The following is a 15,726-nucleotide window of genomic DNA, read 5'->3' as shown; positions in this document are numbered from 1 at the left end:
TGAAATGCGTTTAAATATCGCAATATCGAGGAAGGCTAAGATAATAATTATTTGCCAACCTGGTGACCGATAATACCACCGACAGCAGCGCCACCTAATGTACCCAGCGTACTACCATCCGTTAATACTGCACCACCGAGAGCACCGGCACCGGCACCAATAGCGGTGTTACGGTCACGTTTAGACCAGTTAGAGCATGCGCTCAGGGACATTGCTACAGTGATTGCCAGAACAGCGGCGGCTAATTTTTTGCTGGTTAAGGTCATAATACTTTCTCCTGAATTATCGATTCACGGAAAGATGTACACGTTAAGTATAGACGAATCGAATACTTAATTCTGTTCTCCGTGAAAGCTGGTCGCGCAGGCGTTACGTAATCACGCAGGTGATAGTCACTTCCTGTTATATCGCTAACATTAATTTTACGACTTTAAGGCGGGTTAAACAGGTAAAAACTCTTAAAGCAGGGTTAAGAATCATCTCAGAGAAAGAAGGGCGTATGCGCCCGAAATTCGGGCGCGGAGGGAACTCAGGCGGTTGTTTTAATAATATTGACGATCAGTCCGTCATCTTCCAGTTTATTACGGTGCGCGTCGCTCAATCTTTCGTCGGTAATCACGCGGCTAAAGCGTGAAGCGGGGCCCATCGTATACGGGTGAACGGCGCCAAATTTAGAGCTGTCGGTGAGCACAATGGCTTCACACTCTTTTTCCAGCACCGCATTCACAACGTCAGAGCGCATCATATCCCGACCGGTGAAACCTGTCTCCGGTTGCCAGCCGTCAATCCCAATAAAGGCCTTGCTGAAATGAACCTGCTGGACATACTGACGGGTCAGCGGGCCTACCATGCTTTCGCTTTTTTTCTGATAAATACCCCCGAGCAGAATCACCTCGCAGCGCGTCTCTTTGAGCAAATGCGCGATATAGCTGCTGACGGTGATGATAGTAACGTCCTTTTGATCGGCAAGCGTGCGTGCCAGAAGAGCATTACTGCTGCCGTTTTCAATAAAAACGGTCTCGCCGTTGTTCACCAGGGACGCGGCAAATTCCGCCAGTTCACGTTTGAGCGCGTAGTTATTCATCATGCGCGTCTCAACGTCATCACTGTCCAGCGGGACAGCATATCCGTGCGCGCGACGCAGGTAGCTCTGTTTTTCCAGTAGATTAAGATCCTGACGGATTGTGACTTCAGACACGCCGGTGGTTTTAGCGAGATCGACTACGCTTACGCGTCCCTGATCGATGACCATCTGCAAAATGAGTTGTTGTCGGGAATTCATAGCATCCATTTAATAAAGCGAAACGAGGTCGGAGACGGTGGGGTTAAACTTCCCACGGCGCTTTTGGCTGTCTGTTTTCAGGCGCGTTGTCAGCACCATTCTGAGCAAGAAGTTCAGACTTCAGGATCTCGAGATTACGGATAGCAGAGTGATAATCGCCCGCCACCAGGATATCCAGCACGGTATCAATTCGTTGTGCTACAGCTTGTGCGTCAATAGTAGACATAATCTCACCCCAGGCGCGAAAAGTTAATATTTTCAATGATGCAGAAATTAGGATCAAAAGAGAAGGGAAAAAATGCAATAACTAAATTACATAAACGTAAGTGATAAATTTATTCCCCCTCATGCAGTGGGCTTATTGAGTGGATTAGTCTAAAACGGCGCGCAAGGCGCTTTTTTATAAGAGGAATTAGACTATGACAGTTATCAATCAGCCTACCTGCACACTGTTTACCGATACTGAACGGTTCACGCAGCTGTCAGGGTATTACGAAGCGGAGCGTCACACCGTCTGGATGATGTTGCGGGCCCAGCCACGGCCTTGTTTTAACCATGCGTTAATTGAGGAGATCATGAACTTCTCATGGCTGGTTCGCCAGTCTGGCTTTGCGGTTGATTTTTGGGTAACCGGTTCGCTGGTTCCCGATATGTACAATGTGGGCGGTGATTTACAGTTCTTCGTCGAGTGCATTCAGAACGGACGTCGGGAGGCGTTACGGGCGTACGCTCGCGCCTGCGTTGATTGCGTCCATGCGGCCTCACGGGGGTTTGACACGGGGGCCATCTCTCTGGCGATGGTCGAAGGCAGTGCGTTAGGGGGCGGGTTTGAGGCCGCTCTGGCGCACCATTTCGTCCTGGCTCAGCGCGATGCCCGTCTGGGTTTTCCGGAGATTGCCTTCAACCTGTTTCCGGGTATGGGGGGATATTCCCTGGTTGCACGCCGTTCTGGCATGAAGCTGGCGGAGGAACTCATCTATAAAGGGGAATCCCATACGGCTGAATGGTATGAACAGCACGGGCTGGTGGATGTCTTGTTTGAACCCGGACAAAGCTATGTCTCCACCCGAACCTTCATCGATACGCTGCGGCCAAAACTGAATGGCGTAAGGGCGATGCTGCGCGCCCGTACGCGCGTTCTGCAATTGCCCCGCAGTGAACTGATGGATATTACGGAAGACTGGGTTGACGCCGCTTTCTGCCTTGAGCCGAAAGATATCGCCTACATGGAGCGTCTGGTCACGCTGCAAAACCGCCATCACGCGGCAGGGTTGCGTAAAGCCAGTTAACGTTGATTTCGCGCTTGATATCGTTTTAGCCATCGCTCGAATGCGGCAGCGGGCATCGGCTTAGCAAACAGAAAACCCTGCCGTTCGTTGACGCCGTTCTTGGTGAGAAAGGCGTCTTCTTTTGCGCTTTCCACACCTTCGGCAATCACCTGCAGATTTAACGCCTGCGCCACCGCGACGATAGCGCGCACCAGAGACTGGGAGATGGACTGCTTATGAATATCCCTGACAAACGATTGATCGAGTTTAATGGCATCGATAGGGAAGCGGGCCAGTTGAGAAAGGGAAGAGTAGCCGGTGCCAAAATCATCCAGATGAATTTGCGCCCCGAGTCGGCTGAACTGCTGGATCACGGACAGCGCCAGCTCTTCGTTCTCGATAAGACAGCTTTCGGTTAATTCGACATCGACAGGGCAGTATTCAAAATTCAGATCCTTCAGCGCCTGCTTTAAGTCACTGAAAATAGTCTGGTCGGCCAGCTGGCGTGCAGAGACGTTCACCGCCACGCGCAGGTTTATTCCCTTATCACGCCATTTCGCCACCTGGCGAACCACATCGAGCATCACCCAGCGGCCCAGCGGCACAATCAACCCCGACTCCTCGGCATAAGAGATAAACTCCAGCGGCGGGATCAAACCCCGTTCTGGTGATTGCCAGCGGACCAGCGCTTCAAGGCTTCTGACTTCCCCGCGCCAGGTGATTTTCGGCTGATAGTGAATCAGGAGCTGATCGTTATCCAGCGCCTTACGCAGGTTGGTATCCAGCCAGAGATACTCAAACACGCGCTGGTTCATCTCGGGCGAGAAGACGCAGAACTTGCCCCGGCCGTTCTCTTTGGCGGTGTACATGGCGGTATCGGCGTTACGAATGACGCTTTCCCGGTCGTTGCCATGCTGAGGGGCGAGGGCGATGCCCAGGGAGCAGCCGGTATAAATCTCAATCAAACCGATGCGGAACGGCTGGCGCAGACGGGTTAAAATGCGCGATGCCATCGCCTCCAGAGAGCCCTGAGAGGTATTGGTGGCCATGACGATAAACTCATCACCGCCAAGTCGCGCCAGCACCTGTTCCTCATCCAGGCAGCTCAAAATGGCGAGGGCAACGGCCTGTAACAGCTGATCGCCAAACATATGCCCGTAAGCGTCGTTGACCTTTTTAAAATTATCCAGATCGAGATACACCACGCCCACCTGCGTGTCCCCGCGGTTGGCGATGGCGTCAGAAATCAGGTCGTGGATCGCATTACGGTTTGGCAAGCCGGTGATGGTATCGGTATTGGCCAGCACGCGCAGCCGCTCCTGAGCGCGGCGCTCCTCGGTAATATCGGTACCGGAACAGATAAGGAAAATTTCATTTTTACCGCTGCCGCTGTGTACGAATTTGTTTCTGAACAGAAACAGCCGTTGCCCTTTACGCGTTTTGATCCAGCGTTCGACTTCGTAGGAGCTGCCGTTGCGAAAAAAACCGGTAATATTGCGCTTTGAAGCTGCCGCTTCGCTGCGGCTCATAAACAGCTTAAAGACGTTCTGGCCAATGACTTCATGTTCTTTCAGGCCGGTGTACTCTTCGCTAAGCCGATTAAAACGCTGGATATTGCCGTGCCGATCGAGAATAACAATGACGGAGTTAGCCTCTGAGACAACCTGTTCCGCGAAAGAGAGCCCCTGAGCCAGATCGCGTGCCACGGAGGGGGTATCGTTCCAGGCAGAAGCGGTTCCGGCCCACTCGTTACGGGTAATTTTACGGCCCACAAGATGAACCGGAACATCTTCACCGTAGAGGGAGAGCGACATTGAAATACTGGAGGTAATAACGGTTAAATGACGGATGAGATCGGCCTGTTCATCGTCCAGCGCCACGACCTGAGTGACATCGGCATTTTCGCTGGTGGAAAGGTGCAGAGCGTTGCTGTCAGCTGACAAGCGCCACCACGGGCTGTAAGTCCCCATGTAGCGAAACAGCAAATTCGGCTCCAGATCGTCCATCATGTTTTCTCCCGCAGCTTTCATTAGCGCACAAATTATTCATTTGCAGTCGACTTTTCCGTTGAGAAACAGCGGCAAAACCGAAGTGAACTTATTGTTTTTCCCTAATTTCTTATAATAAAACGAGTCAGGCAAAAAAGGATACGGAGCGTATAAAAATTCACGTAACCGAATATAACAACACTCTTTTACTGTAGATAATTATGGCGAATTTGGGCGAAGGGAGACTGAAAATAGTAAGGAAAAATAATGATTTTGTGGCGGGGATAAACAGAAAAATTGTCGGCCTTTCCGCGAAGGAAAGGACCGACAATTGAACCGGTTATCAGGCGACAGGGCGCGCGATAATACTGCGGGTTTCCATGCGAACTTCGGCGATAGTGACGTCAATCACGTCGGTGACCTTGTAAACTGTTTCACCCTTAATTTGCACGGTACCGTTTTCCTGACTACAGACCATTTCGTCACGAACCGCATGCAGGAACGGCGCAGGAATAAACGCGACAGCACCGTTATCGACCAGGCGGACGCGCATTCCCCCGCGGCTGATATCGATGATCTCCGCGGCGAAACGGGTATCCGTCCCGGCTTTATCCTGCAGGAAGCGAGCGTACAGCCAGTCTCCAACGTCACGTTCCGCCATGCGATTCAGACGGCGGCGATCGGCCATCTGCAGCGTGGTGTCCTCCTGAGGACGAGCAACGGTTTCGCCTTTGATAATCGCTTTCAGCAGACGGTGGTTAACCATATCGCCATACTTACGGATTGGCGATGTCCAGGTGGCGTATGCTTCGAGGCCAAGACCAAAGTGCGGGCCCGGCTCGGTACTGATTTCCGCGAATGACTGGAAGCGACGAATGCGGCTGTCCAGGAAGCCCGACGGCTGCGCGTCCAGTTCGCGGCGAAGCTTGCAGAAGCCTGGCAGGGTCAGCACTTCTTCCGGATCAACATGCACATCGTGATTCTTCAGCAGGGCCGCCAGCGCTTCGGTGTTCGCCGGATCAAACCCGGTGTGGACGTTGTAAATGCCAAAGCCCAGCTTGTCGCGCAACACGCGTGCGGCGCAGATGTTGGCGGAAATCATCGCTTCTTCAACAATGCGGTTCGCAATGCGTCGCGGTTCGGCCACGATATCCAGCACTTCGCCTTTCTCACCCAGAACAAAGCGATAATCCGGACGATCTTTGAACACCAGCGCATGGGTTTGACGCCACTCGCTGCGGTTGAGACAGATGCGATGCAGCAGACGGATCTGCGCGGCAATGGCGTCTGATTCAGGTTTCCAGCTACCGGTATTTTCAAGCCAGTCGGACACGTTATCGTAGGCCAGCTTGGCTTTCGATTCGATAGTGGCAGCAAAGAACTCGATATCGTCTTCAATCGCGCCATCCGCAGCAATGGTCATGCGGCAGGCAAGGACCGGGCGCACTTCATTTGGACGCAGCGAGCAGAGATCGTCTGACAATTCGCGCGGCAGCATCGGAATGTTGAAGCCCGGCAGGTAGTTTGTGAAGGCGCGGATTTTCGCCGCGTCATCCAGCTTGCTACCTTCGGCAATCCAGGCGGTGGGATCGGCAATGGCAACGGTCAGGTGCAGTTTGCCATCGTCGCTCTCTTCAGCGTAGAGCGCATCGTCCATATCTTCGGTGCTGGCGCTGTCGATGGTGACAAACTCCAGCGCGGTGAGATCGCGACGCGTCAGACCTTCGTCCTGCATCTCGGTCGCTACGCCGTTCGGCGCTTCTTTTTCAAGATTGTGGCGTGCCAGCGTGACCCACCATGGCACGAAATGGTCGGCGCCAAAGGTGATGAATTGAGTCAACTCAGCATAAAAACCGCGATCGCCTTTCAGAGGATGACGGCGCATTTCTGCTACGGCCCAGTCACCTTCTTTAAAATCATGCTCAACGCCACGGGCGGCGCGGCAGGGAATGGCATCTTTCAGCAGGGGATGATCCGGCACGATAGAAAGCCGATCGTCTTTTCTCTGCACCTTACCCACAAAACGGGTCAGGAACGGTTCGATCAGTTCTTCTGGTTCAGCGGACTCGCGATCCTTCTCGGTATGAATGACGGCCATGACGCGATCGCCATGCATCACTTTCTTCATCTGCGGTGGCGGAATGAAGTAGCTTTTCTGCGCGTCAACTTCAAGGAAGCCAAAGCCCTTTTCCGTGGCTTTTACGACCCCTTCTGCACGCGGCGTCTGGGAATGCAGTTGCTGTTTAAGCTGCGCTAGCAGCGGGTTGTCCTGAAACATAATGTTCTATTTTCGTAGCCATTGAGCGGCTGACAGTTTTACGCGATTCTCACTGTCTCAGCAAGCGGTCTTTGGGTAATGAGTGTGGTTATTCCTCTTTACCAAACGCTACTTTCAGACGATTGAGCCAGCCATCAAACGCACTTTGGGTAAGCAGCGTGATGGCATATTCGCCCTGGAGTCCTTGATCCGTGAGCGGGGTAAACTGCGCGGCGCTGAAGCGGTCCGGAGAGCGGGTCAGCAGTTCGACCGCCGCCGAAAGTGCGGGTGACGTCTGCGGGATCTCTGCGCGGCTGTTTAACAGGATCTCTCCGGTCAGGTCGAGCAGCGACGGCTCATGGCAAAGCACCGGCGTCAGCGCCTCCAGCGCGGGTTCGGCCTGCCAGCGAGACAGCGACTCAAGCTGATGCGCACTCGCATAGCGCAGCTCCACGACGGGCAAAAGCGGCACCCATGCATCGTGGCTCGCGGGAAGCGTGTGCGGCTGAATATGATGGCCTGGCAACCAGCGAACAGGGTGTCCCAACAGCGCCTGAAAAATCGCGACCACGCGCGCCTGAAAACCGATAAACCCGATAATCTGGTTAATCACCACGATGTCGTACGTGGACAGACCCACCTCATCAAGCTGGTTCTGCGCTTTATCATCAATGACATCAGGAGAGCTGGCGAGCTGGCGGGCATACTGGGTGATCTGTGCCAGGCGGCGGTTGCTTTCGCGCGAGGAGTCCGGGCCGGGAAGCGGGGCGAGGAGGGCGGCGTAATGGTTACAGAGCCGCTGAACGCCACAGGCCTGTGCGACCGTTAGCGCGGTACTGAGCCGATCGTAAGCGCTGAGCGTATGCAGGCGGTTCACGGGGATCGAGAGCGGAAACAGCTGGTGGCATAAGGCTCTGGCAGGGGTAAGCCAGCCAGAACAGGCGGCGACAATCTCATCAGGCAAGGCTAAATCGAGCAAAAAACGATCGTCGACGTTAGCGGCTTCGGGCACCAGGGGCAGAACATCCGTCTGCGCGTGGTTTGACTGGGTTTCGTGATACCAGTGGCCTTTGCCGGAAAAACGGCGTTGTTCCATGTGCGTTCCTTGATCTCAAAATGGCGATCAATATCCTGGCGTAAGGCAGATAAAGGGAAAAATATTGTTAGGTGATAACAAATAGCAGAACGGAATAACGAAGGGGTGACGCGGGGGGAAATACTCTCTTCCCGGGCGGGAAGAGAGTCACAGCTTATTTAATTTCCAGCTCGTTCATTGCAGCGATGTTGAAGCCGCCGTCAACGTGAACCACTTCGCCGGAGATACCCGCGGAAAGGTCAGAGCACAGGAATGCTGCAGAGTTACCCACATCTTCAATGGTAACGGTACGACGAATCGGGGTAACCGCTTCGCAGTGTGCCAGCATTTTACGGAAATCTTTAATACCGGAAGCGGCCAGGGTGCGGATAGGACCTGCAGAGATGGCGTTAACGCGCACGCCTTCAGGACCCATTGAGTTCGCCATGTAGCGTACGTTCGCTTCCAGAGACGCTTTAGCCAGACCCATAACGTTGTAGTTAGGGATAGCACGTTCAGCGCCCAGGTAGGACAGGGTCAGCAGGGCTGCGCCCGGGTTCAGCATCGCGCGGCAGGATTTCGCCATCGCAACGAAGCTGTAGGAGCTGATGTCGTGCGCGATTTTGAAGCCATCACGGGTAACCGCGTTCACGTAGTCGCCGTCCAGCTGGTCGCCAGGAGCGAAGCCGATGGAGTGAACGAAACCGTCGAATTTAGGCCATGCTTTTGCCAGTTCAGCAAACATGCCGTCGATGCTTTCGTCTTGTGCAACGTCACATTCCAGAACAATGCTGGAACCCAGCTGCGCGGCAAACTCTTCAACACGGCCTTTCAGCTTGTCGTTCTGGTAGGTGAACGCCAGCTCAGCGCCTTCGCGATGCATTGCCTGTGCGATGCCGTATGCGATGGACAGTTTGCTGGCAACGCCAGTCACCAGAATGCGCTTACCGGAAAGAAAACCCATAGCTTTAATCCTTATATTCATTGCTAATTTTGCCTTGTAATTCATAGCGTTACAGGCAGTATTTCAAAATCATTCGAAATTAGCTCGAAATTATAGCCCACTCACAGCCCCTTGTGTCACGATATTTCTCGCACTTCTCCGAAGACGCCTGCCCCGAAGAATGCACCGCGGACTCGCGGGGGCTCAAAATTTCAGCATTCGTCCAGTATATCACCCGGCAACAGCTTCGCCTCATCCAACCAGAGAGGCAGCGTGATTCCACCAGGGTATTCACGCTTTCCTGATGTTGTCGACGAAACGCGCAATGACGATAAAGAAAACCGGTACGAAGAAGATCGCGAGAAGCGTACCGCTAATCATGCCGCCAAATACGCCGGTACCGATGGCATGCTGCGTACTGTCGCTCGCCCCCCTGGCCAGCATCAACGGAACAACCCCTAAGCTGAAGGCTAACGATGTCATCAGAATCGGACGCAGGCGCTGGCTGGCGGCATGAATGGTTGCCGCCAGCAGGGGCTGCCCCTGGCGATGGAGCAGCCTGGCAAATTCAACAATCAGAATGGCGTTCTTGGCCGACAGGCCGATAAGCGTAATCAGGCCGACCTTAAAGAAAACGTCATTCGTCATGCCGGCAACAAACACCGCTATCACCGCGCCGATAAGACCCAACGGTACGACCAGCATGACCGCAAAAGGAATAGACCAGCTCTCATACAGGGCGGCGAGCACCATAAATACGACCAGTATCGACAGGACAATAAGGCCCGGAAGCTGAGATTCCGATTTTCTCTCCTGCAATGCACTCCCGGCCCACTCGCCCGCCATGCCCTGAGGTAACTCTCTGGACAAACTCTCCATAACCTTCATTGCGGTGCCGCTGGATACTCCTGACGCCGCATTTCCCGTAATGCGAAGAGCAGAATAACCCTGATAGCGCGTCAACTGCTGCGGCGCAACGTTCCAGGAGATCGTCACGAACGTTGATAACGGCACCATCTCACCCATCCGGTTTTTCACTGATAGTTTCAGTATCTGCTCAGGCTGCATTCGGTAGGGCGCATCGGCCTGAATAATCACCTGTTGAACGCGGCCGTTGTTCGTATAGTCATTAACGTAATTTGAGCCCAGGGTAACGGAGAGCGTCTGGTTGATTTCATCAAATGAGACGCCCATCGCTTCCGCCTTTTCCCGGTCAACCTGGAGCGCAAGGCTGGTTCCTTCCGGCAGACCGTCTATATAGACGTCACTCAGTTCAGGACGCTGATTGGCTTGCAGGACCAGCGCGTCGGCAGCGCGCTTTAACGCCTCGTAGCCCAGTCCTGCTCTGTCCTGCACGTACCAGGTGAAGCCTGAGGAGGTACCCATATCCGAAATGGCCGGCGGGAGCAGGCTCATCGTGACGGCATCAGTAACGTTCGTCATGCTGGCCTGTATATGTTCGGCTTCATCCTGGGCCGTCGAGCCCCGTCGATTTTTCCAGTCTTTCAGGGTGGTAAAGGCCATCGCCGAATTTGGCCCGGAACCCGAAAACCCAAACCCCAGGATCATAATATTGCTTTCAATATCCGGCCGGGCCGCAATTTCCTCTTCAAACTTTTTAACCACGTTAAGGGTGCGCTGCATCGTGGCATCTGAAGGCAGCTGGATTGAAGACATAAAGTAGCCCTGATCTTCGTCCGGCAGAAAGGACGACGGTAATGAAGACAAACCCAAAAACAGCGCAGCACAAAGCGCAACGTACAGGAGCAGCATACGCCCGGTTCGCTTCAGAACGGCACCCAGCCCGGCTTCGTAACAGGTGGTAAGCCTATGAAAGCGCGCATTAAACCTTGCCGCGAACCGCCCACCTCCGCTCTTTTCTCCCTGATGCGGCTTGAGTAGCGTAGCGCACAGGGCAGGCGTCAGCGTCAGGGCAAGAAACGCGGACAGCAGTATGGAGACTGCCATGGAAATACAAAATTGCCGGTAGATAATCCCGACTGATCCTTCAGCAAACCCCATGGGGATAAAGACGGCGGTGAGCACCAGCGTGATCCCGATAATCGCCGGGGTGATCTCCTGCATGGCTTGCCGGGTAGCGTCCCGTGGGGACAGACTTTTTTCCTCCATCAGTCGTTCAACGTTCTCCACAACCACAATGGCATCATCAACGATAATCCCTATCGCCAGCACCATGCCGAACATCGTCAGAATATTGATGGAGTATCCGCTCAATAACATCACCGTAAAGGTGCCAAGAAGTGCGACGGGAGCAACAATCGCCGGTATAAGCGTACAGCGTATCTTGTGCAGAAACAGCAGCATAACCAGGAAGACGAGGACCATCGCTTCCACAAATGTCTGAACAACCTTCACGATAGAAAGTTTCACAAACGGTGCGGTATCGAAAGGAACCGTAAACACCATTCCGTCGGGTAACACCCGGGAAAGCTCGTCGATGCGCGCACGCACGCCTGAAGCCGTACTCATTGCATTGGCGCCTGGCGACAGCTGGATTGCCGCCGCCGTCGAGGGCACGCCATTTTCACGGATACCAAAAGCGTAGCTTTGCAGGCCGGATTCAATCCGCGCAATGTCGGATAATTTCAGGCGGGCGCCGGATGCGTCAGATTTCAGGGTGATATTCCTGAACGCCTCGACCGAGGAGAGCTGTCCCTTTACGGTGATGGGATACGTTACCCCTTGTCCTTCTGATGCGGGCTCATCTCCCGTTTTACCGGGCGAAACCAGGGCATTTTGCTGGCCAACAGCAGTAAGCACATCGCTCACCGAAAGGCCGTAGCTGTGGAGCTTCATTGGATCCAGCCAGATACGCAGCGCTTTTTCGCCGCCAAACAGCTGAACTTTCCCTACGCCGGGCACGCGACGAAGCTCGTCACTAACGCTTCGGGCAAAATAGTCGCTTAAGTCGGCTTCCTCTAATTGACCGTTGGTGGACTTCAGCCCCACCATCATTAAAAATCCAGAATTAGCGGCCTCGACGTTAATGCCATTTTGTCTTACCGCCTGAGGAAGACGAGGCTCGACGATCTTAATCTGATTCTGTAGATCCATCTGTGCCAGCTTGATGTCCGTGCCGGGTTTAAACGTGACGGTAATCGATGCTGAGCCGGTTGTGTCACTGGATGATTCGAAATAGAGCAAGTTATCGACTCCAGAGATTTCTCGCTCAATTAACGACACCACCGACGTATTCATGATATCGGGGCTGGCCCCCGGGTAACTGACGGAAATGATGATACCTGGCGGTGCCACCGCCGGATACTGCGCAACCGGCAAACGAGGAATAGACAGGAGACCCGTCAGGACGATAAACAGCGCCACTACCCAGGCGAAAATGGGACGTTCGATAAAAAAATGAGGCATTGAGTTATTTTTGTGCAAAAGAGTGAGATAGAGACTCTACCGCGCACCTGTTTAGCGGAAGTGGGCGGTTTATGGAGGCCGTGTGGATCAAGGGCTCAAATCATTCTCATAATGAGGTACAGCGGTGATCCGCCAAAAAAAATGATCAAATAACATTCGTAATAAAAGACCAGATCCTCGATATCGGGCATCGCGTTTAACAGCACGGTGAACGTAATAATGAGATAAACAAAAATCACCATCAGCCAGAAGGCGACGACAAATAGCTCAGTTAGCGCACCAGCTTTATTTTGGATGATCAGTGAGACCACCGACAACGCGATGCAGCCATAGATAATAGGGGAAGAGAGCAGCGTCGAGGCGACTTTTTCATCCACTCTGTGTACCAGCACCAGCCAGGTATAAAGTAATCCCCACGACAGCAGGAGAAACAGGGAATATATGCCCAGTTTTTTAGGAGAGAAATATTTTGAAAGTTCCATGTTCATTATTGCAGCCAACTTCATAAAATCTTTAAGAAACAGTGGTAATTTGCAGCGCGCAATGCACAACGCGTTATGCCTCAATAGCGATTTTGAACGGACATTGTCGAGTCTTTATTGACTGAATGTGTAGGCTGTGTGGAGAAATAACCGGGCATTTAAATCAACCGGGAAATTTTCGTGACTACGGCACTTTTTCCCGGAGGCTGTGTCTTATTGTGCTAAAGATATCTGATAGCGTGCTTAAAGGGATTTCACCCGCGGAGATAATATGAACAAAAATACGCTGATCCTGGTTGTTGAAGATGAAGACGAAATCGCCGATATACTGATGAGCTACTTAGAGCGTTCGGGAATGAAAACGCTGAGGGCCAGGCAGGGCGAGCAGGCGATAACGCTTAATCGCCTCCATAAACCGGATCTCATCTTGCTGGACATTCACCTGCCCGTGTGTGACGGCTGGAGCGTGCTTACTACGCTTCGCCATGAAAGTGCTGTCCCCGTCATTATGGTTTCCGCTCTCGATCAGGACGTCGATAAGCTTATGGGTCTGAGGCTCGGGGCGGATGATTACGTAATCAAACCCTTTAACCCCTCTGAGGTTGTCGCACGGGTTGAGGCGGTGCTGCGCAGGACAAAACCTGCGCTTCAGCAGGCGGGTTCCCTGCCGCTCAGAACGCCCTTTATTACGGTCTATCCGGATGATTTCTACGTGGAAGTCACCGTGGGCGAAGAGGTTATCTCCCCGGTATTAACGACGACCGAATTTAAATTACTTACCTGGCTGGTGCGTTATCCGCGAAAGGTCTGTTCCCGTGAAGAGTTACTCAACGCGTGTCTGCCGGAAGGCGATACGCTCGACAGAACGGTCGATAGCCATATGAGCAAGTTGCGTAAAAAACTGGAGCTTGCCGGTCTTTACGGTGTTCCCGAGAGCATCAGAGGCATGGGCTACCGGCTTGGGGAAAAGAAATGAATAAAGAGTCTGTCCTGAGTCGTCAGATCTTAACGTATATGCTGTTGCTGACGTTTACGATAATTGCCATCGCCATCCTGGGCTCCTGGTTTTTTTACTCCTTTATTCTGGATCACCTCCCGGGCGGCCCTGCTGCAGGCGATGATGAACAGATGACGATGTGGGACTGGGCATGGATTGGGACCGCGACGACGATCAGCCTGATTATTGCCCTCTTTTTCACGGTCAAACTGTCATCGCGAATACTCACCCCGCTAAACGCGGTCGCGTCCAGCCTGAAAAAGATTTCTCAGGGCGATCTGGATGCCCGGGCATTCTGTGCCAGTTCCAGGCTGGGTGAGATCAATCACCTTGTGACGGATTTCAATGAAATGGCGGAAAAATTACAGACGCTGGATATTCAGAGGAAATCCTGGAATGCGGCTATTGCGCATGAGCTGAGAACCCCGGTCACGATCTTGCGCGGACGGCTTCAGGGGTTGGTTGACGGTGTTTTTACCCCGGACCCGGTGCTGTTTAATAATCTTCTCAAACAGACGGAAGGGTTAACCCGCCTGATTGAAGATCTCCGGGTTGTCAGTTCGGATGGCGGGGCGGGATATACGCTATACCAGTCCAGAACGGATTTAAAAGGGACAATACAGGACGCGCTCGATACCTTCATGCCCGAGTTCAGCCGTAAGGCATTTACCGTCAATACAGAACTGAGGGATCAGCAATGCGTATTCGATCCGTTACGCATCAATCAGTGTCTGACCGTTTTATTTGACAATGCCTTACACTATTCAACCTCGCGCAAACTCATCGTGAAAAATGGCGTTTCTGATAAAGGCAATTATATCCTTATTCAGGACGGGGGGCCGGGCATCCCCAGGGAGTTTCATGATTTCTTATTTCAGCCGTTTCAGCGCGATAATGGCGCCAGGCAGTTGAACCCGGAAGGCTGTGGTTTGGGCTTGTCGGTAGTAAAAGCCATCATGCTGGCGCATGGTGGCGATGTTACCTATACCTTATCGACGCAAAGCCACTCGATATTTAAACTTACCTGGCCCGACTCGTAAGTTTCAGCGGCAGGTCAAATGCTCCTGCCGGCGATAAATGCCATATTTTTCCTAACTTAGCATCCCATTCCTGCGGGGTAATCGTCAGTTTACCGCGTCTCGGGCTTAAGGTTATTTCACTGAAATAGATGTCTTCTTTTTTTAGCATGAGGTCAACGCGGCAGTAGTCAATGCCATCCGCCAGCTCCTGGGATGCCAGCAACGCTTGTCGGAACAAGACCGGTTCGTCTGGATTTACTGAAGTATTCGGATACTCCATCTGGAAGGGTTGTAAGTTCCAGTGCCTGTCGTAAACGTTGATAAAACCGTTGCCGTTATCATCCGTAAAATCCGCTTCAACATAGTGGGCGACGCCATGAAAGCAATGGATCCTCAGCATTTCGGGCGTCGTATTCCTGTCAGCATCATCGAAGAGATCGACGAATGGCTCGCAAAGTATACTCGGCGTAATGTTTTTGTACTGCCACTCACGCGTGGTGTAGTACAAATTTTTCTTTAACGCGAGGCTCAGTTTTTTACGCGCTTTCTTGTCGTTAAATTGCGCTTTGTTTGTACATATTATAGTGCTGCCACTGTCATGGTTGCACTTAAGGACGAATTTGTCAGGGAGCACGGAAAAATCAATCTGCGACGCCCTGGTATAAACGCCAATTAATGGCACCGTTTTCACGCGCTTTGTTCTGGAGGAAACGTATGCCCGAACGGCGAGTTTATCGGCAAGCATCGTGTAGAGGTTATTATGGTCATAGACCAGACGATGACATATTTTTTCACTCAACGTCGTGGGTGATTGAATGTCGGGTTTTTTCCCGGATGTTTTCTTGAGCCTCACAGTATGAAAGTGCAGGTCCGTCATTAAGAATGAACGGCATTTTCTGATGAGATACTCGGTATATTTGAGAGCGTAAGTGGCGTTGTTCATTTCTTCTCCTCCGTAATGTCCGGATATTCTGGAGAAGAACTGTTGATTGATATTGCTTAAAAGATGGAGCAGGGATGGAGACGGA

13 protein-coding genes are annotated in these 15,726 nt (G+C 52.6%); 3 read left to right on the top strand and 10 right to left on the bottom strand.

Annotated features, from left to right (window positions below; translation table 11 throughout):
• Nucleotides 1-47 precede the first annotated feature (47 nt).
• From osmB to ACMGG5_RS19065, 3 genes are all read right to left on the bottom strand, one after another.
• The gene (gene osmB / locus ACMGG5_RS19075; protein ID WP_008501216.1) at nucleotides 48-266 is read right to left on the bottom strand and encodes an osmotically-inducible lipoprotein OsmB; all 219 of its coding nucleotides are present in this window, start codon (nucleotides 264-266) and stop codon (nucleotides 48-50) included.
• A 263-nt stretch (nucleotides 267-529) separates the two neighbouring features.
• On the bottom strand, nucleotides 530-1,282 hold the full coding sequence (locus tag ACMGG5_RS19070; protein ID WP_048991911.1) for a DNA-binding transcriptional regulator YciT: 753 nt from the start codon (nucleotides 1,280-1,282) through the stop codon (nucleotides 530-532).
• A gap of 43 nt (nucleotides 1,283-1,325) precedes the next feature.
• Nucleotides 1,326-1,508, bottom strand: coding sequence for a hypothetical protein (locus tag ACMGG5_RS19065; RefSeq protein WP_024907126.1), 183 nt, complete (start codon nucleotides 1,506-1,508; stop codon nucleotides 1,326-1,328).
• Between the two features lie 193 nt (nucleotides 1,509-1,701).
• On the opposite strand from ACMGG5_RS19065, the gene ACMGG5_RS19060 reads away from it, so the two are divergent.
• Nucleotides 1,702-2,571 carry a crotonase/enoyl-CoA hydratase family protein gene (locus tag ACMGG5_RS19060; RefSeq protein WP_032647560.1) on the top strand — a complete coding sequence of 290 codons (870 nt, stop codon included), beginning with the start codon at nucleotides 1,702-1,704 and terminating at the stop codon, nucleotides 2,569-2,571.
• Here the strand turns inward: ACMGG5_RS19060 and pdeR are convergent.
• The 6 genes from pdeR to ACMGG5_RS19030 form a co-directional block, all read right to left on the bottom strand.
• On the bottom strand, nucleotides 2,568-4,559 hold the full coding sequence (gene pdeR, locus ACMGG5_RS19055) for a cyclic di-GMP phosphodiesterase (protein WP_267214947.1): 1,992 nt from the start codon (nucleotides 4,557-4,559) through the stop codon (nucleotides 2,568-2,570). The genes ACMGG5_RS19060 and pdeR overlap by 4 nt on opposite strands.
• Before the next feature lie 322 nt (nucleotides 4,560-4,881).
• Nucleotides 4,882-6,816, bottom strand: a complete 1,935-nt coding sequence (locus ACMGG5_RS19050) for an exoribonuclease II (RefSeq protein WP_370883570.1) — start codon at nucleotides 6,814-6,816, stop codon at nucleotides 4,882-4,884.
• A gap of 88 nt (nucleotides 6,817-6,904) precedes the next feature.
• A complete protein-coding gene (locus tag ACMGG5_RS19045; protein WP_024907130.1) occupies nucleotides 6,905-7,891 on the bottom strand; it encodes a CMD domain-containing protein in 987 nt (328 codons plus the stop codon).
• Nucleotides 7,892-8,045: 154 nt separating this feature from the next.
• A complete protein-coding gene (gene fabI, locus ACMGG5_RS19040; protein WP_420278362.1) occupies nucleotides 8,046-8,834 on the bottom strand; it encodes an enoyl-ACP reductase FabI in 789 nt (262 codons plus the stop codon).
• 270 nt (nucleotides 8,835-9,104) lie between these two features.
• Nucleotides 9,105-12,200 carry a multidrug efflux RND transporter permease subunit gene (locus tag ACMGG5_RS19035; protein ID WP_420278361.1) on the bottom strand — a complete coding sequence of 1,032 codons (3,096 nt, stop codon included), beginning with the start codon at nucleotides 12,198-12,200 and terminating at the stop codon, nucleotides 9,105-9,107.
• 95 nt (nucleotides 12,201-12,295) lie between these two features.
• Nucleotides 12,296-12,682 (bottom strand): hypothetical protein, encoded by a 387-nt coding sequence (locus tag ACMGG5_RS19030; RefSeq protein ID WP_024907132.1) that lies wholly within the window; start codon nucleotides 12,680-12,682, stop codon nucleotides 12,296-12,298.
• 271 nt (nucleotides 12,683-12,953) lie between these two features.
• Between ACMGG5_RS19030 and ACMGG5_RS19025 the strand changes: the two genes are divergently transcribed.
• Nucleotides 12,954-13,658 (top strand): response regulator, encoded by a 705-nt coding sequence (locus ACMGG5_RS19025; protein ID WP_024907133.1) that lies wholly within the window; start codon nucleotides 12,954-12,956, stop codon nucleotides 13,656-13,658.
• Nucleotides 13,655-14,719, top strand: coding sequence for an ATP-binding protein (locus tag ACMGG5_RS19020; protein WP_248271896.1), 1,065 nt, complete (start codon nucleotides 13,655-13,657; stop codon nucleotides 14,717-14,719). Before ACMGG5_RS19025 ends, ACMGG5_RS19020 begins: the two co-directional genes overlap by 4 nt.
• On the opposite strand, the gene ACMGG5_RS19015 is transcribed toward ACMGG5_RS19020, so the two are convergent.
• Entirely contained in the window at nucleotides 14,700-15,641 is a 942-nt protein-coding gene (locus ACMGG5_RS19015) for an ATP-grasp fold amidoligase family protein (RefSeq protein WP_420278360.1), read from the bottom strand. The two genes, ACMGG5_RS19020 and ACMGG5_RS19015, sit on opposite strands and share 20 nt — an antisense overlap.
• Between the last annotated feature and the right edge of the window lie 85 nt (nucleotides 15,642-15,726).

It is taken from the genome of Enterobacter sp. BNK-34 (assembly GCF_048684445.1).
Lineage (GTDB): Bacteria > Pseudomonadota > Gammaproteobacteria > Enterobacterales > Enterobacteriaceae > Enterobacter > Enterobacter pseudoroggenkampii.
Note: the sequence above shows the minus strand (reverse complement) of the source record. Positions and strands in the feature narration are given on the sequence as shown.